The sequence below is a fragment of the Paractinoplanes toevensis genome (assembly GCF_018332695.1).
Taxonomy (GTDB): domain Bacteria; phylum Actinomycetota; class Actinomycetes; order Mycobacteriales; family Micromonosporaceae; genus Actinoplanes; species Actinoplanes toevensis.
Genome location: NZ_BOQN01000022.1, coordinates 1 through 17,228, shown reverse-complemented (window position 1 = coordinate 17,228; position 17,228 = coordinate 1). Strand labels below are relative to the sequence as shown.

The following is a 17,228-nucleotide window of genomic DNA, read 5'->3' as shown; positions in this document are numbered from 1 at the left end:
CCGGCCATGACCAACACTCTCACCGTTCTCTACCGCGACCCCGACCGATACCCCTACCTGGCCGTGCTGGCCCGCTGCGCCCGGCGCCGCGACCTCACCCTCGACCTGCGGCGCTGGGCCTTCGGACCGAAGGTCACCCGCACCGGCGAGGAATGGGGTGATCTCCTGGAACGCGAGGAGATCGACGTCATCGCCGAGAACTACTGGGGTCTGCAGACCTACCGGGCTCGCGGGGTGCCGTTCGTGACGCTGCTGTCGGCCGCGAGCGTCTGGACCGAACAGCTCCTCGTCGATCCGTCGATCACCGGCATCAGCCAGCTCGCCGGCACCCGGATGGCCGCGCGGGGGGTCGGCCCGCAGACCCTGTTCCCCGGCCTCTGGCTGTCCGACACCGGGCTGGACGCCGAGGTCGAGGTCATCCTCTATGCAGAGGCCGAAACGGGCCGTTGGGGTCATTGGCAGCGAGTCGCCGACGGCACCTGCCAGGCCTGCTTCATGACCCCGCTGTACGCCGAACCCGCGCGCGCCGCCGGGCTGGTGGAGCTGCCGTACGAGCCGTACGCCTTCGACGGTGGCCACGTGACCCTGACGACCACCGAAAACCTGGCCGGGTCGAAGCGTACGGCGATGCAGGCGCTCGTCGACGCCGCGTTCGACGCCTCCGCACTGTTCGACCGGGCGCCGCGGACCGTCCTGCGGATCATGCAGGAGGACTGTGCCGACCAGCTCGGCGAGCACTTCCCGGCGGCCGATCTGCCGCGCATCCTGGAGGTCCTGCGCCGCGAGCTGTCCCCGCAGCCGATCCCCACCGCCGCCGGCATCGCGACCGCGCACCGCCTGCGCCTGCGTCAAAGCCCCGATCTGGCCGGCTTCAACCCCTTGACCATGTGGGACCTCAGCTTCGCCCGTACGGCGCTGACCACCCCGCGCAACACCCTGGAGGACCTGCCGTGAACGACCACCCCGTAGCACTCGACCCCGTCGCTTTCGAGGTCGTCCGGCACCGCCTGCTCGGCATCACCGAGGAACAGGCCGCCCGGCTCAGCAGCATCTCCGGCTCCAAGCACGTCACCGAGATGTCCGACTACAACGTCGGCCTCTACCTGGCCGACGGCTCGGTGGCGACGATGGGCCGGACCATCCTGTTCCACTCCTCGTCGATGGCGGCGATGGTGCGGCACGTGGTCGCCGACTGCTCCGGCAACCCTGGGATCCGGCCGGGTGACATGTTCGTCGTCAACAACCCGTGGAAGGGCGCCGTGCACGGACCCGACATGGGGCTGGTCGCGCCGTACTTCGCCGACGGCGAACTCCTCTTCTGGTCGGGCGCGATGATGCACATGGCCGACATCGGTGGCATGCGAGCCGGCAGCATGGGGCTCGACGCGACCGAGTCCTACCAGGAAGGGCTGCTGCTGCCCCCGGTCAAGCTCGTCGAGGGCGGTGTCGTCCGCACCGACATCTGGAACATGATCCTCGCCCAGACCCGGTCCGCGGCCGCGATGGCGCTCGACCTCAAGGGCCTGATGGCGGCCAACCACGCCGCCACCGACGGCCTCGACAAACTCGTCGCCCAGTACGGCACCGGCACCCTGATGGGAGTCATGCGGCGGCTCATCGAACGCTCCGCCGACCGGATGCGCCGCCGCCTGCTCGAACTGCCGGACGCCACCGTCCGGGCGGTCGGCCGGCTCGACCACCGGACCGGCACCGATCAGATCCCGGTCGTCGCCGTGGAGGTCCGGAAGCAGGGCGAGCACCTGACCTTCGACTACTCCGGCTCCTCCGAGCAGATGCCGGACGCCACCAACTGCACCTGGGCCGGGCTCATGGCCGGGCTCTCCGCCGCGCTGCTGCCGACGATCGCCTACGACATCCCCTGGAACGAGGGGCTCTACCGGGCGATCACCGTCGTCTGCCCGGAGGGCAAGGTGTGCAACGCCCGGCCGCCCGCCGCCGTCAGCGGCAACATCGCCGGAGCCGTCTGGGAGGTCGAGATCGCCACCCTGACCGCCCTGTCCAAGTTGCTGGCCTGCTCCGACACCTACCTGAGCGAGGCGCAGGCGGCACCGGCCGGGCGGCCCAGCGCGCTGAGCCTGTTCGGCGTCAACCAGCACGGCGAGCGGTTCACCGGCCGGACCTACGACGTACTGGCGTCCGGCGGCGGCTCCTACGCCGACCATGACGGCGTCAGCACCCAGGGCCACCACAACATCGAGCGGGTACGGGTGTCGAACGTCGAAGCCCTCGAACTGGACTTCCCGGTCCTCTACCTCAGCCGTCAACTGGCTCCGAGCGCCAGTGGGACCGGCCGCCAGCGTGGTGGGCAGAGCCTCGGCGCCCTGCTGATCCGGCACAAGGGAACGCCGCAGGCCGGGCCGGTGGCCGGTGCCTGGGATGTCCCCGACTCGATGGGGATGTTCGGCGGTAACCCCGGTGCGGAGAACACGACGTACGTGGTGAGTGGATCGAACGTGCGCGACCTGCTGAGCGCGGGCAGCGTGCCCGCCCTCGAGTCGCTCACCGGCGACCGGCTGGAGGGTGCCGGGGCACCGCGGGTCCGTACGTTGCTGGACGACGACGTGCTGGTCTGGCGCGGCACCGCCGGGGCCGGCTGGGGCGACCCGCTGGATCGTCCGGTCGACGCGCTGCGGCACGACCTGGACCAGGGCGTGATCGATCCGGGCGAGGCCGCCACGGTCTACGGCGTCGTGCTCGTCGCGGGACACATCGATCCCACGGCGACCCAGCGGCGGCGTGACGACATCCGGGCCGCGCGGACGAGCTGGCCGGTGACGAGCCCCGACCGGGTCGCGCCGGTGGACTACCGGCTGAGCCGGGTGGCGCCGCTCGGCGACGTCCTCGAGATCGTCCGCGACCGCGACGGCGCCCACTTCGTGCAATGCCGGTGCGGCAACGTGCTCAGCCGGGCGGAGCAGAACTGGCGCGACCACGCCGGCGTCGGCACCTCCGCCGACCCCGGACTCCGGATGAACCCCCTGCTGGAGATGCGCGGCTACTGCTGCCCGCACTGCGGGGTCCTGCTCTCGGTCGACTGCTGCGAGGTCGGGTCCGCCCACCCGCACGACGTCGAACTCGACCTGGCCTGATCGCCATGGAGATCGAGAACATCGTCATGGACGGCGTGCCCGGCGTCATCGCCCGCCCCGCCACCCCACCCCGTGCGGGCGTCGTCGTCCTGCAGGAAGCCTTCGGACTGACCGGTCACATCCGGTCGATCTGCGGGCGGCTCGCCGCCGAGGGCTACACCGTGATCGCGCCGGCCCTCTACCACCGCGACGGCGCACCGGTGATCGACTACAGCCGCGTCGAGGAGGCCATGACGTTCATGGCGAAGCTCGACATCCGGGAGATGGAGTCGGACATCGCCGCCGCCCTCGCGGCACTGCGGGACGAAGGATTCGACGCCGCCCGTACGGCCGTTCTCGGCTTCTGCATGGGCGGCAGCGTCGCGCTTCACGGAGCCACCCGCTTCGATCTGGGGGCGGTCATCACCTTCTACGGCGGTGGTATCAGTGCCGGACGCTTCGGGATGCCGCCCCTCGAAGAGCTCGCGCCCTCGATCGGATGCCCGTGGCTGGGCCTCTACGGCGAGCAGGACCCGACCATCCCGCTCGACGACATCGAAGCTCTCCGCCAGGCACTCCAGCGGTCGCGGGCCGACACGCGCCTGGTCACCTATCCGGACGGCGGCCACGGGTTCAACTGCGACGAACGGCCGTCGTTCGTGCCGGCGGCGGCGGCCGCCGCATGGAGCGAGACGATCGCCTTTCTCGGCGAACGGGTCTCCGGATGACCGGCACGGAGGCCGCCCGGCGGCTGATCGCCGACGGATGCCGGGTGCTGGCCAACGAGGGGCTGGTGTTCGGCACGCTGGGCCACATCAGCGCCCGGCACGGATCGGGCATGCTGCTGCGAGCCCGGGGACCGGCGGATCTCGGCCTGCAGTTCAGCCGGGCCGAGGAGGTCGTGCCGGCCACGCTCGCCGGTGATCCGCTCGAGGAGAGCCCGTATCGGTTGCCCGTCGAGCATCCGCTGCACGGCGAGACCCTCCGCCTGCGCCCGGACGTCAACGCGGTCGTCCACGCCCACCCACCCGCGGTCGTGGCCTGCACCATCGCCGGGCTGCCGCTGCTGCCCATCGCCGGCGCGTTCGACATCCCGGCCGCCCGGATGGCCCACGACGGGATTCCGACCTACCGGCGGTCGGTCCTCGTCCGTACGCCGGAAATCGCCCAGCAGATGCTGGACGCCATGCGGGACCGGCCGGTCTGCCTGTTGGCCGGCCACGGCCTGATCGCGGTCGGCGACTCCGTTCCGCAGGCGGTCGCCCGAGCGATCGCGGTCGACAACCTGGCGAAGCTCACGCTGCAGATCGCCGCCACCGGTGCGCCGCTCGTCCCGATCGCGGAGGAGGACTATCAGGAGTTGCCGGACCTGGGCGGGGGTCTGAACGACGACACCGTCTGGCGGCACCTCGTCGCCCGGCTCCCGACCGGAGGAGTTCAGCAATGACCGAAGCGCAGGACATCGTGGCCATCCGGCAGGCGGTTCAGGATTGGGCGGTGTGGCGCGACGCCGGCCGGTGGGACCGGTACGCGACGCTGTGGCACAGCGACGGCCACATGACGGCGACGTGGTTCCCGGGCCCTCAGCCGATCTACGAGAAGGACCGCCTCGACCCGGTCGCTCCGGACGCGGTGCTCGGCCTCGACCAGGCTCGGCTTCGGCGGTGGCCGGAGGGCTACGCGCACCTCGCATACCTGCAGGAGGAGGCCGGCTTCACGGTGACGGACGGGCTGCCCGGACTCACCGGAGCCGCCGTCGAGCACCTGTACCGGGAAGGCGATGCCTGGCTGGAGGGCGCCAGGTCCCCATGGATCCGGGCCTGAACCCAGTACGAGCGGGGCTCGCGCGGTCATCGGCGGGGCCCCTTCGCGCTGGTGTGGGCTCTGTTCGGCGCCGGATGGATCCGGCGGTCGAGGCGGATGGCAACGTAGCCGAGGGTGGCGACGGCGGCGACGATCAGCAGGTCGGTGCCGGTGACCGGTGCGGTGCCGAGCAGCTCACGCAGCGGTGACGCGTAGATCGCGGCGAGTTGCAGCAGCAGCGCGGCGCCGACGGCGGCGAACAGCATCGGGTTGGCCCGGCTGCCGGGCCGGGCACGCGATCCCACGGCGACCGCGAGCAGGGTGAGACCCAGGGCCAGGAAGGTCAGGGTCTGCCAGGGCCGGTCGGTGGCGTGTGCCCATACGCCGACGCCGATGGTGACGGCGGAGATAACCGCGCCGACGCGCAGGATGCGCTGCCACAGTCCGGCGCCGAGCACGGTTTCGGCCGGTGGCGACCGTAGCGGTGCTGGGGCCGCTGGTGTCGGGTGTGCTGCGCTATCGCACCTCACCGACCAGCCTGAATCAGATCATCGGAGGCGATGCGGCCGTGCTCGTCGTCGTCGCACCGGTCACCGTCGCTGTCGGCGTCCTGGCGTGGCGGGGGCATCCGGCCGCACCGGTGCTCGCCCTGGCTCCGTCGATCTTGGTGGTCTACACCTACACCCAGCTGATCCTCGGCAACGAATTCCTCCGGTGGCCGGGCAACGTCGAGCGGTTCTTCCCGCTGATGCTCGCGGTGTTCGTCCTGGCCGCGGCACTAGCCATCCGGGCTTGGCACGACATCCCAGCGGCAGAGCTGCCCGCCACCTCGGCACGGGCGGACCGCACGGCCGGGGTCGTGCTGCTGACCATCGCCGCGTTCGTCGTCGTAGGCCTGCACCTGCCGAACTTCGTCGACGCGATGCGCGACCGGCCGAGCGGCGTGCAGTACCTGTCCAGCCCCACCGCGTTCTGGCTGGTCAAATTCATGGACCTGGGCATCGTCGTCCCCGCCGCGATCGCCGTCGGCATCGGCGCCCTGCGCCACCGGCAGTGGGCCCGCAAACCGATGTACACGCTGGTCGGTGCCTACACCCTGATCGGGGCGTCGGTGACCGGCATGGCCATCACCATGACCGCCCGCAACGACCCGGAAGCCTCCGCCACCGTCATCGCCGGATCAGCGCTGATGGCGGCCCTGCTGGCCGCGATCGGCTCTTACCTCTACCGGCCGCTGTTCCGGCGCCACCCGGCACGCTCCGGTGCATCCGCTCCCACCCACCGGAAGACGAGCACCGCATGAGCGAAGAGGCATCGCCGCCCGCCGACGTGACGCTGTACTGGCTGCCGCTCGGCGCCGGCGGCCGTTGCATCCGCCTCAACGGGCGCATCTTCGAAGCCCTGCAAGCACGTCACCAGCATCGACCCGTGCGCGACCTCTACCACTCCGCTCTCCAGGTGCGTCTGGGCGGGCACCGGTTCGTCATCTCGGGCACGGAAGGTATTGCGCCTGGTACCGCTCGTTCCCGCGCTCGTCTGGGGCCGCGACGAACGCCGTACCGGCGAGATGTGGAACTCCAACTCACTGACCGCCTGGCTTCTCGCCGGCAGCGACCACCGGATGAAGAATATCGGCCCACCCGCCCACGGCCGCGCACCCGGATGGCAGGCGGGCCTGGCAGTGGCCGGCCGGCGCAACGCTGCCCGCCAACACCGTGCGACATCTTCCGGGGTGACCCGGCATACCAGGCGAAGCTCTACGGTAGACCGTGGGCCACCTCGGTCATCCGCTATGGCCCGACTCCGGGCACCCGGACAACGGGCGAGAAAGCTCCATCGAGCGCGCTGGCGAAGATGAAGGCGGTATCCCTGCCCTCCGGCGCCATCCGTACGGTGGAGCCGTCGGCCAACGTCGTGGCGGTGCCCCGCAGGGTGAGGTCTTCGACGACGAGTCTCGATCCGGTGGGCCGGCCGATGAACGTCATGTACAACGTGTCGTCCTTGTGGGTGAAGGCCGCCGGCAGGCCGGTCGTTGTGGTCGCCGCCGCCTGACGCCAGGGCCGGGTGTCGTAAATGGCGTCGTGACTGGTGCGGAGCCATTCGCCGATGCCGCGCAGGCGATTCAGTTGTTCGGGGACGAGAACGCCCTCGCCGCCGCTGGGGCCGACGTTCAGCAGCAGGTTGCCGTTCTTCGCCACCGCCGTGATGAAGTCCGGCAGGAGTTGCTGTTCCAGGGAGGCGTAGTCGGCGTCGGTCTCCTCGCGGTTGTAGCCGAACGAGTTTCCGATCCCGCGTACCATCTCCCATTTCTTCCTCTGGATGGTCGGATACTGCGTGTACTCCGGCGTGGTGAAGTCACTGTGCGGCACCGACGGTTGCGTGATGTTGGAGGTGGTCAGCTCCGGTCTTGATTTGATGGCTTGCTTCATGAATGTGTCGAAGGTCCAGCGCATCGGCTTGAGGCCCATCGCGCGATGCCAGAAGCTGGTGGTGGTCCAGCGGTCGTTGAGAACCCCGTCGGGAACAGTGTTGTAGTAGTCGGCCATGAGGGCGGACAGGCGTTTCTGTCCGGTGGGCCACATGATGTCGTTCCACAGCAGGTCCGGCTGGTATCGCTGAATGAGTTCGCGAACCTGTGCTGGCGCATAGTTGGCGTAATCGTCACCATAGGGCAGGTAGGCGTAGTCGCCGAGGGTCCTGACGATCTTCCGCTGGAACGTCCAGTCCACACCGCCGGAGTAGTACACGCCGAATTTCATACCCTGTTTCCGGACCGCGGCAGCGAGCTCACCGACCAGGTCGCGCCGACTGTGCCAGTTTGATCGGTGCGGATTGACGACCTCCGTCGGCCACAGTGAATAGCCGTCGGCATACTTGGCCACCATCACGACGTAGCGCGCTCCGGCGTCGTGAAACGTCTTCGCCCACGCGGCGGCGTCCCAACTTTCGAGGCCGGCCTCGAATTGTTTCCCGAACTGTTCGTACGGCTTGGTGCCGTAGTGCTCGGCGTGGTGCCGGCCCGTCGGAGACGCCGGATCCTTCATCGCATTCGCATAATCCTCGGCGTACGGATGCGAAACCATCGCGTTGTCGTAATCGGTTCGCAGCACATCGGCGAAGGTCCCCTTCGGCGCATAGCCCGGGACCGAATCATCGCCACCACGACGACGGCGACACCCGCGCGCCACTTGTGCCGGCGAATGGCGGAACCGAGCCGCCGCAGACGCCGCCCGGGGTGGCGCGGGGCGCCTGCCGCCTCAACGGTCATGCGACATGCCACCCGGGCAATAGAACTCGAGGGTGGCCGGAGAGCATCGTCGATGGGTGGGTGAGGATGCGTCGCGGGCCGGCGAGAGGTGTTCCAGGAGCAGACCTGTCAACGACGTGCGTTCCATTGAGGACGCCTTCCGACAATTTCGCCATGATCGGTTTGCTGCTTGCCGCCGGGCCCGTTCGGAGCATTTCGGCGAGCCTTCCCGCAGAGTGCGAAGCAGACGCCGACCAGCAGGTATCGGTGGCCTGCGGATCAGGACTTCGCCCCGGCTGCAGAACGAGGTTCACGGCGGCGGGCAGACAGCCACCGGGGTCCCGGGCGACAACTCTTACCGTACGCGTACCCACGTACAAGTGCGCCGAGGGCCATGGCCGTTTCCGAGCATGCGTTGCCTTCCGGCCAGGCGTGACCTCAGGCGGAGGGCGGAACCTGCAGCCGGACCACCGGGAACTTCCGGTCGGTCTTCTTCTCGTACTCACGGGCGTCCGGCCAGTAGTCGCGCCAGATGCTGTACAGATCCGCCCATCGCGGATCGTCCGGCCGGACCACTTCGTACTCGACGGCGAAGGTGGCCGGACCGAGTTCGATCGTGGCCGGGCCGTCGGCGGATTCCAGATTGGCGACCCACTGCGGGTCGTCCGGAGCACCACCGAGGCTGGCGCAGACGATGTAGGCGGCACCGTCCGGGGCGGCGACGAGCGGGGTGACGTACTCCTTGCCGGACCGCCGCCCGACGTGATGCAGCAGGACGAGCGTCTTGCCCTCCCAATGCTGACCCACCACACCGTCGTTGGCGCGGAACGCATCGATGATCTGGTCGTTGAAGGAAGCCATGCCCATCAGCCTAGCCAACAATTGACGGTGACCACGGGACACCCGCCGGGCATGAGCGATCAGCCATGGGGTGTCGACGCGAACAACCCCCTTGATGAAGGCGGCGAGCCCACCGCCGTCGCGGACGGAAACCTCGCCGATCAGAAGGCCGGTGCCGACCCGACCGCCCAGGACGGCACCCGGTCTCCTGGGACAGTCTCCGACCGGGTGATCTCATACTTTCGGCTAGGCAAGGCTCACCTTTTCGGCTAGCCTCCCGGTATCGGTCAAGAAGGTGCCGAGCCCCCGACGTGTGATCACGACGTCTCGGTGCGCCGGCCCCTTCCGCCGGGTCTCTGGGCGCCATCGTCGTCTCGCATGTCACAGCCTGTGACGTTCCGCGCCGCGAGGAGACACCATGCGGACCACGACCTTCGCTCCCACCAGCGCCTTCCGGCCGGAAGCCGCTGCGCAACAGCGCTCGACCGACCGTACCGAAGAGGATGAGCGGGCCGGCCGGCTCACGCTGGCCCTCTCCGCGCTTCCGCCGTCCCACCCGGACCGGCCGTCCCTGCGTGAGCAGGTCATCGAGGCCTGGCTGCCGATGGCCTACCGGCTCGCCCGTCGTTACGCCCGGCAGGGTGACATGGTCGATGATCTGCGCCAGACGGCGACCATCGGCCTGATCAAGGCGGTCGACCGGTTCGACGCCGACCGTGGCATCGAGTTCGTGGGCTTCGCCATTCCGACCATCACCGGCGAGATCAAGCGTTACTTCCGAGACCGGACCTGGTTCGTGCGGGCGCCCCGCCGGCTGCAGGAGATGCGCCTGGCGATCGGGCATGCGCAGCTGGAACTCGGCCAGACCTTGGGCAGGTCACCGACGGTCGCCGACCTCGCCGCCCATTTGAACGCGTCCGAGGAAGAGATCCTGGAAGGACTCGAGAGCGGGTACGCCTACCGTGCGGTGTCGTTTTCCATGCCGATCGGCGACGAGTCGGGCTTCGAGCTGGGTGACACCCTCGGGGCCCAGGAGGACGGCTACGACCTGGTGGAGCTCAACGTCGCCCTGCCTCCGGCCATGGCCTGCCTGACCGACCGGGAGCGGCGCATCATCGCGATGCGTTTCTACGGCAACCTGACGCAGACGGCCATCGCCGAGCAGATCGGTGTCTCGCAGATGCACATCTCGCGGATCCTCGCCGGCGCCCTGGTCAAGCTGCGCCGGCAGCTCACCGAGACTGGGTAGACGGCGCGCGGCCGGGCCGCCGCCCTCGGACCGTGGATCGGCGCCGGGGTAGCCGATCAACGGCGTCGGTGCGGCTCAGGGCTTGATGTTCGGCGAGGCGCTCGCGACCAGGGCGATCGCGACGTCACGAAGCTTCCGATTGGTGTCCTGCGAGATCCGGGTGAGGATGGCGAACGCCTCCTCGGCGGTGCAGTGCCGGCTGCCGATGATGATGCCCTTGGCCTGTTCGATGACGGCGCGGCTCTGCATCGCGGTCTGCATCTGCTGGGCGAGGTTCGTCTGGGCGTCGTACAGGTGGGCGTTGGTGAGTGCGACGGCGGCGTAACCGGCGAACGTCTGGCCGAGGCTGACCGCGTCGTCGTCGAAGGCCTTGGCTTCGGTGGCGTAGACATTCAGCGCGCCGCTGATCTGCTCGTGCATGGGCAGGCCGATGGACAGGGAACTGTGGACGCCGGTCCGAGTTGCCCGGGCGGCCCATTCCGGCCAGCGTCCCTCGGTGCTCATGTCCGGCAGGGACAGGGTGGTGGCCTGGGCCGAGGCGTCGATGCAGGGTCCGCGCCCCTCGCCGTACTGCAGTTCGTCGAGGTCCAGCGCGAGTTGCCCGGTGTAGGCGGCCGTACGGGCCTCCTTTTTGTCGATCAGGGTGACGGAGACTTCTTCGGCGCCGGGGATGGTGCGTCTGGCCAGCTCGGCCACCTCGTTCAGGACGCCTTTGAGATCGGTTTCCGCGAGCTTGATCCGGCTGAGCCGCCCGAAGGCGTCGATGGGGTCCATGGGCTGCGAGTCGGTCATGTGGTGCTCCTAGCGGAGGTCAGGAGTGCGGCCGGTCACCGGCCCGGGTCAGGACCGACTCGGCGGCGGCGGTCAGCGACAACGAGGTCGTCGAGGCCCGCGAGCGTAGAACCGCGTAGGCGTGGTCGCCACTCGTGTGTTCGGTGCCCATGATCACGCCAAGGGCCAGCTGGATCCTCGAGCGCACGGCGAGCGCACCGGTCAGCCCGTCCACCAGATCGAGTGTTCCAGGATCGAGGTCGTCAGGTCCCGGCCCGGGATCGTCCTCGCCTTCGCCGGAGCTCTCGAACGCTCTCAGCACCGCCGCGCTCAAGGGCCCCATGGTGTGCGTGTCGTGGCCGTAGAGGTTGAGGGCCGCGATCGGTGTCCCACGGCCGGCGAACAGCGGGATGGACAGCGACGCGCGCAGGCCGAGCCGGTAGGCCTCGGCCCGGAAACCCGGCCAGTTCACGGTCGCGTCGATCCGCGGCACGGCGGTGGGCTCGGCCGTCCGCAGCGCGTCGAGGCAGGGACCTGAGTCTTCGGCGTACTGGGCTTCGTCGACGGCAAGCGCCATTTCGCTGCTCATGGCGACAGTGACATAGCCGTCCGTCCGGTGGGTGGTCATCGACGCATAGCTCACCGGTGGCAGCAGATCGGCCGCGAACTGGGTGATCGACCGCAGCAGAGCCGGCACGTCGGACCCGTCATCCGGTGTCCCCGCCAGGACGATGAGGGCGTCGGTCAGGCCGCTGCGGGGCCGGCCCGGCAGCGGCGGTGACGTCGATGGAGTTGCCACCCGTTCCTCCAGGAGCCGTAGTAGTTGTCGCCGTCTACCCCGCCTTCCCGCCGTCATGCGTGCGGCCTTCCCCGAGTGGTTCCCCTACAGCACGAAATTGAGCAGCACGGTCAGTACCACCGACGCCAGCACCGAAAGCACGATCATCGTGAGGCAGCCGGCCGGACCGCCGAGAAAGCGGACTTCTGTGTTCCCGATGCGCATGACACCGTCGTACCCCCAGGATGGTCTGCCATGCGCTCCGGGTGCCTGATCCGCCGGCCGATCAGACGTGGCGGCGCCGGACGGACTTTGTTTACCGTCCGGGGCCTGGCGAGGCCACTGTCGCGAACCGTGTCCCGGCGTGGTGAGCGAGTGCCCAGCCGGAGGACACCTACGCGTTCCGCGGCGTGCGGAATGCGGGGCGCCGCGGAGCGGGCCCGGATGGCCGACGCCCGGGCCGGCGATCTGCTGCGGATGTTCGGTGCCGACGAATCCCTCATCACCGAGTTGCCGTCCGCTCCGGCCCGCGCCGGACAACAGGCGATGCGGGCTGCGCAATAGGTCTTTTCATCTTCGGCGAAAATGACCGTTATTTGGTCACCGAAAAAGTGATACGTCGAGCCGCTTGCCGTTGTCGATGGCTTCGCGGTTCGGTGGTATGTGCGGAGATTATCCGGTTCTGGCGGTGAATTATGTCCGGAAAATTCGCCGGTCACGGGATCTCTTCCATCGACATACGTCATTTGACTGACGCTTTAGTTAACGCTAACTTCACGACCACGTAACTGCCGAAATATGCGCTGCGTATCGGTAATGGCAGTGGCCATGACGGAAAGGAACCCGATTCATGACAACATCTGCGGGCCGCCGCCTGCTCCGCCGGCCGTGGCAATCCCGGGGCTGGGCCGGGGCCGCGGCTCTGCTGCTGGCAATCGCCGGCGTGCTGGTCGTCTTCCCGGCCGCCGCTCGGGCCGCGACGGCGATCACCATCAACGGCTCGTCCGGCGGCCGGGTGTTCGACGGCGTCGGTGCGATCAGTGGTGGCGGTGGCAACAGCCGCCTGCTGGTCGACTACCCGGAACCGCAGCGCGGCGACATCCTCGACTATCTGTTCAAGCCGGGCTACGGCGCGGCGATGCAGATCATGAAGGTGGAGATCGGCGGGGACACCAACTCGACCTCCGGAGCGGAACCGAGTCACGAGCACACCCGGGGCGCGGTGAACTGCGACCGGGGATACGAGTGGTGGCTGATGGGCCAGGCGAAGGCCCGCAATCCCAACATCAAGTTCGTCGGGTTGTCCTGGGGAGCGCCCGGCTGGATCGGCAACGGCAACTTCTGGTCCACCGACTCGATCGACTACCTGGTCGCCTGGCTCGGCTGCGCCGCGTCGCACGGGCTGACGATCGACTACCTGGGCGGCTGGAACGAGCGCGGCCGGGACCTGAACTGGTACAAGAACCTGCGTTCGGCGCTGAACTCACGCGGCTACCCGAACGTCAAGATCGTGGCGTCGGACGAGTTCGGCTGGGCCTCCGCGGACGACGCGCAGCGCGACTCCGCGTTCGCCGCCGCCGTTTCGGTCTTCGGCAGCCACTACGTCTGCGGGTACCGCAGCGCGCAGACCACCTGCCCGAGCTCGACCAACGCGGTGAACTCCGGCAAGGCGCTGTGGGCCAGCGAGAACGGCTCGGACGACTACAACGCCGGCGCGCAGGCGCTGGCCCGCGGCATCAACCGCGACTACATCGACGGCAAGATGACCGCCTATCTGAACTGGCCGGTCATCGCGGCGATCACCCCGAACGTCCCCTGGTCGACGACCGGCGTGGCGGTGGCGCCGCAACCCTGGTCCGGCTACTACTCGATCGGCAAGAACACCTGGGTCATGGGACACACCACCCAGTTCACCGCGCCGGGATGGCGTTATCTGGACAGCTCCACCGGCTACCTGGGCGGTAACCGCAACAACGGCAGCTACGTCTCGCTGAAGTCGCCGAACAACAGCGACTACAGCACCGTCATCGAGACGATGGACGCCGGTTCGGCGCAGGACCTCACGTTCTCCGTGACCGGCGGGTTGTCGACCGGGACGGTGCACGTGTGGTCGACCAACGTCCGGTCGAGCAACACCGCCGAGCACTTCGTCAAGCGCGCCGACATCACCCCGTCGAACGGGTCGTTCTCGCTGACCGTCCAGCCCGGCTACGTCTACAGCATCACCACCACCACCGGCCAGGGCAAGGGCACCGCGGTCAGCCCCGCACAGGGCAACCTCGCCCTGCCGTACGCCGACGACTTCGACAGCTACGCGACCGGCCGGGAAGCCAAGTACCTGTCGGACCACCAGGGCTCGTTCGAGGTGGTCACCTGCGGCGGTGGCCGTACCGGTCAGTGCGTACGCCAGATGTCGGAGCAGACGCCGATCTTCTGGACCTCCGGTCACGCCGAGCCGTTCACGCTGCTCGGCGATGTGAGCTGGCGCAACTACACGGTGTCCTCCGACGTGATGCTGGAGAAGTCGGGCTACGCCCAGCTGATCGGCCGAGCCACCAACTACAACCACGAGAATCCGCAGAACCTCAACGCCTATTACCTGCGCGTTGCCGACAACGGCTCGTGGTCGATCCGCAGCAACAACACCAGCGGCAACCAGCGGACCCTGGCCAGTGGCACCGTGTCGGCACTGGGCACCGGCCGCTGGCACAAGCTGTCGCTGACGCTCAACGGCAGCACCCTGACCGCGGCCATCGACGGCGCCACCGTCGGCAGCGTGAGCGACACGACGTGGGTCGCCGGCCAGATCGGCTACGCCACCGCTCAGGGCGTGACCGCCCAGTTCGACAACCTGACCATCACCCCGCTCGGCGGCGGCACGAGCCCCACCGGCGCGATCCGCGGCGCCGGCTCGAACCGCTGCCTGGACGTCAACGGGCAGAGCCAGGCCGACGGGGCCACCGTGCAGATCTGGGACTGCAACAACGGCGCCAACCAGACCTGGACGGCAACCTCCGGCAACCAGCTGACCGTGTACGGCAACAAGTGCCTCGACGCCCCGAACGCCTCGGCCGGCGCCCGGGTGCGGATCTGGTCCTGCACCGGCGGGGCCAACCAGCAATGGCGGATCAACGCGGACGGCACCATCACCGGGGTCCAGTCCAACCTCTGCCTCGACGTGGTCAGCGCCGCCACCGCCAACGGCTCCGCGGTCGAGCTGTGGACCTGCACCGGCGGCAGCAACCAGCAGTGGATCCGATCATGAGGGACGGAAAGATGTCGATCTTCGGACGTACGGGGCGGGTCCTGCTCGCCGCCGCGCTCGCTCTCACCGGCGCCGTCGTGGCCCAGCAGCCGGCGCAGGCCGACACCACGGCGTTCCGTGGGGTGAACTGGGCCGACCAGCGGGACAACTTCGTCAACGGGGTGCTCTACGTGTCCGGCCTCGGCTCGGCCGACACGTACTCCTCGGCCTCCGTCGTCGCCGATCGGGTGGTCGGGCAGCTCTACTCGATCACCGGCGCCAACACCGTCCGGATGCCGATCAACGAGCCGACCGTCACCGGCTACTGGAACACCTACACCGGCGCGATCGACCAGGCACTGACGAAGGGCAAGGTCATCCTGGCGTACTGGGCCTACAGCGGCGGCCGCCCCGGTAACACCGCGGCCTACGACCGGATGTGGGACACCGTCGTCGCCAAGTACGCCGGCAACAGCAACGCCTACTTCGAAATCATCAACGAACCGTACGGCTACTCCACGACCGACCTGAACAACATGTACAGCACCTGGCTCGCGCGGCACTCCGACGTGCCGCGGGGCCGGATCATCCTGGACGGCGCCGGGCTCGCCCAGAACGTCCCCGCGGTCGGCCAGGACAGCCGGCTGAACGACACCCTGCTCGCCGTACACGATTATTCGTTCTTCGCCGGTTTTGAGGACGAGACCTCATGGGCGAACCACATCGCGAGCTCGATCGGCGGCTACGCCTCGCGCACCGTGGCCACCGAGTGGGGCGGCCCGATGGGCCCGGGCAGCAAGAACGGGGTCTCCTACGACACCATCGACTACAACATCCCGAGCGGATCGTTCTTCGCCGACTACCTCCGGGGTGTCAGCGGCAAGCTACGTGAACTCGGCGTCGGCAGCGTCTACTGGCCCGGCCTGCGCGACGGCGACTGGTACAGCCTGACCAAGCGCAGCGGCAGCGGATCGAACCTGAACCTGACGCTCACCAATCCCTCCGGCCTGAACCGCCTGCAGTACGCCTGGGGAATCGGCACCGGCGGCAGCACGACGGTCCGGATCGTCAACGCCGCCACCGGCCGGTACGCCGACGGCCTGGGCCGCACCACGGCCGGCTCCGACGTCGGCCAGGGGTCCGCCGCCACCGGGCCCAATCAGCAGTGGGTGGTCGAGAATGCGGGCACCTACGTGCGGATCAGGAATGTGGGCACCGGGCTGTACTTCGACGGCATGGGCCGGACCGCCAACGGCAGCGCCGCCGGCCAGTACACCGGCGGAACCTCGGCCAATCAGCAGTGGACGGTGGTCACCGACGCGAACAACGTACGGCTGCGGAACCGGGCCACCGGCCTCTATCTCGACGGCATGGGCCGGACGGCGAACGGGGCGAGCGCCGGCCAGTACGGCGATTCCACCAGCGCCAACCAGCGCTGGAAGATCGTCGCCGCGAGCTGAGGCCGGCGAAGCACCGCACGCAATCAGGCACGACATCAAGAAGGAAGCGCACAGATGAACGAAGCTCCTGCCCAGCCGAGATCCCGAACCCCTGGTCGGCTCAGGTTGTTGGCTGCCGGCGCCGTCGCCGTGGTGGCCGCCACCGCCTCGGTGGCCGTGGCCACCCTGGCCCATGCCGATCTGAGCGGCCCGCCCGGAACCACGTTGAAGGCCGCCGCCGAACGCAGTGGCCGGTACTTCGGCGCCGCGATGGGCGGCGACCGCCTCAACGACTCGGGGTTCCTCACGATCGCGAACCGCGAGTTCGACATGATGACCGCCGTCAACGAGATGAAGCCCGACGCGACCGAGCCCAACCGGGGCCAGTTCACCTTCGCCGCCGGTGACGCGATCTACAACTGGGCCGTCCAGCACGGCATGCGGGTCCGGGGTCATACCCTGGCCTGGCACGCCCAGCAGCCCCGGTTCTGGGGCACCCTCAGCGGCAGCGCCCTGCGCCAGGCGATGATCGATCACATCAACGGCGTGATGGCCCACTACCGGGGCAAGCTGGCCTACTGGGACGTGGTCAACGAGGCGTTCGCCGAGAACGGCGGCCGCCGGTCGTCGAACCTGCAGTCCACCGGCAACGACTGGATCGAGGTGGCGTTCCGCACCGCGCGGGCCGCCGACCCGTCGGTCAAGCTCTGCTACAACGACTACAACATCGAGAACTGGACGTACGCGAAGACGCAGGGCGTCTACAAC

The 17,228-nt window shown here is 68.8% G+C and carries 16 protein-coding genes; 11 read left to right on the top strand and 5 right to left on the bottom strand.

What is annotated here, in order from left to right; genetic code table 11:
* The first annotated feature begins 6 nt into the window (after positions 1–6).
* From Ato02nite_RS08885 to Ato02nite_RS08865, 5 genes are read left to right on the top strand one after another with little or no spacing between them, the layout of a single operon-like run.
* Entirely contained in the window at positions 7–954 is a 948-nt protein-coding gene (locus Ato02nite_RS08885) for a substrate-binding domain-containing protein (RefSeq protein WP_213005937.1), read from the top strand.
* A complete protein-coding gene (locus tag Ato02nite_RS08880; RefSeq protein ID WP_213005936.1) occupies positions 951–3,110 on the top strand; it encodes a hydantoinase B/oxoprolinase family protein in 2,160 nt (719 codons plus the stop codon). Before Ato02nite_RS08885 ends, Ato02nite_RS08880 begins: the two co-directional genes overlap by 4 nt.
* A 5-nt stretch (positions 3,111–3,115) precedes the next feature.
* Positions 3,116–3,817: a dienelactone hydrolase family protein gene (locus Ato02nite_RS08875; RefSeq protein ID WP_213005935.1), complete on the top strand. Its 702-nt coding sequence runs from the start codon at positions 3,116–3,118 to the stop codon at positions 3,815–3,817.
* Complete coding sequence (gene phtC, locus Ato02nite_RS08870; RefSeq protein ID WP_213005934.1) at positions 3,814–4,536, top strand: 3,4-dihydroxyphthalate decarboxylase; 723 nt, start codon at positions 3,814–3,816, stop codon at positions 4,534–4,536. The genes Ato02nite_RS08875 and phtC overlap by 4 nt, the downstream gene beginning before the upstream one ends.
* A complete protein-coding gene (locus Ato02nite_RS08865) occupies positions 4,533–4,913 on the top strand; it encodes a nuclear transport factor 2 family protein (RefSeq protein ID WP_213005933.1) in 381 nt (126 codons plus the stop codon). Before phtC ends, Ato02nite_RS08865 begins: the two co-directional genes overlap by 4 nt.
* A gap of 26 nt (positions 4,914–4,939) precedes the next feature.
* Here Ato02nite_RS08865 and Ato02nite_RS08860 read toward each other — a convergent pair whose 3' ends face one another.
* The gene (locus Ato02nite_RS08860; RefSeq protein ID WP_246606334.1) at positions 4,940–5,350 is read right to left on the bottom strand and encodes a cation transporting ATPase C-terminal domain-containing protein; all 411 of its coding nucleotides are present in this window, start codon (positions 5,348–5,350) and stop codon (positions 4,940–4,942) included.
* An 11-nt stretch (positions 5,351–5,361) separates the two neighbouring features.
* Between Ato02nite_RS08860 and Ato02nite_RS08855 the strand changes: the two genes are divergently transcribed.
* Entirely contained in the window at positions 5,362–6,195 is an 834-nt protein-coding gene (locus Ato02nite_RS08855; RefSeq protein ID WP_213006046.1) for a hypothetical protein, read from the top strand.
* A gap of 487 nt (positions 6,196–6,682) precedes the next feature.
* On the opposite strand, the gene Ato02nite_RS08850 is transcribed toward Ato02nite_RS08855, so the two are convergent.
* Both Ato02nite_RS08850 and Ato02nite_RS08845 read right to left on the bottom strand, forming a co-directional pair.
* On the bottom strand, positions 6,683–8,002 hold the full coding sequence (locus tag Ato02nite_RS08850) for an alpha-L-fucosidase (protein ID WP_213005931.1): 1,320 nt from the start codon (positions 8,000–8,002) through the stop codon (positions 6,683–6,685).
* 575 nt (positions 8,003–8,577) lie between these two features.
* A complete protein-coding gene (locus tag Ato02nite_RS08845) occupies positions 8,578–9,000 on the bottom strand; it encodes a nitroreductase/quinone reductase family protein (protein WP_213005930.1) in 423 nt (140 codons plus the stop codon).
* A gap of 397 nt (positions 9,001–9,397) precedes the next feature.
* Here Ato02nite_RS08845 and Ato02nite_RS08840 point away from each other — a divergent pair, with 397 nt between their 5' ends.
* On the top strand, positions 9,398–10,228 hold the full coding sequence (locus Ato02nite_RS08840; RefSeq protein WP_213005929.1) for a SigB/SigF/SigG family RNA polymerase sigma factor: 831 nt from the start codon (positions 9,398–9,400) through the stop codon (positions 10,226–10,228).
* A gap of 75 nt (positions 10,229–10,303) precedes the next feature.
* Here Ato02nite_RS08840 and Ato02nite_RS08835 read toward each other — a convergent pair whose 3' ends face one another.
* Positions 10,304–11,020 carry a GAF and ANTAR domain-containing protein gene (locus tag Ato02nite_RS08835; protein ID WP_246606332.1) on the bottom strand — a complete coding sequence of 239 codons (717 nt, stop codon included), beginning with the start codon at positions 11,018–11,020 and terminating at the stop codon, positions 10,304–10,306.
* Between the two features lie 19 nt (positions 11,021–11,039).
* A complete protein-coding gene (locus Ato02nite_RS08830) occupies positions 11,040–11,798 on the bottom strand; it encodes a GAF and ANTAR domain-containing protein (RefSeq protein WP_213005928.1) in 759 nt (252 codons plus the stop codon).
* 396 nt (positions 11,799–12,194) lie between these two features.
* Between Ato02nite_RS08830 and Ato02nite_RS08825 the strand changes: the two genes are divergently transcribed.
* The 4 genes from Ato02nite_RS08825 to Ato02nite_RS08810 form a co-directional block, all read left to right on the top strand.
* The gene (locus tag Ato02nite_RS08825) at positions 12,195–12,341 is read left to right on the top strand and encodes a hypothetical protein (protein ID WP_213005927.1); all 147 of its coding nucleotides are present in this window, start codon (positions 12,195–12,197) and stop codon (positions 12,339–12,341) included.
* Positions 12,342–12,627: 286 nt separating this feature from the next.
* Positions 12,628–15,042: a ricin-type beta-trefoil lectin domain protein gene (locus tag Ato02nite_RS08820; RefSeq protein ID WP_213005926.1), complete on the top strand. Its 2,415-nt coding sequence runs from the start codon at positions 12,628–12,630 to the stop codon at positions 15,040–15,042.
* Complete coding sequence (locus Ato02nite_RS08815; RefSeq protein ID WP_246606330.1) at positions 15,039–16,481, top strand: RICIN domain-containing protein; 1,443 nt, start codon at positions 15,039–15,041, stop codon at positions 16,479–16,481. The genes Ato02nite_RS08820 and Ato02nite_RS08815 overlap by 4 nt, the downstream gene beginning before the upstream one ends.
* A 108-nt stretch (positions 16,482–16,589) precedes the next feature.
* On the top strand, positions 16,590–17,228 hold a 639-nt coding region (locus tag Ato02nite_RS08810), incomplete at its 3' end, for an endo-1,4-beta-xylanase (protein ID WP_438873025.1).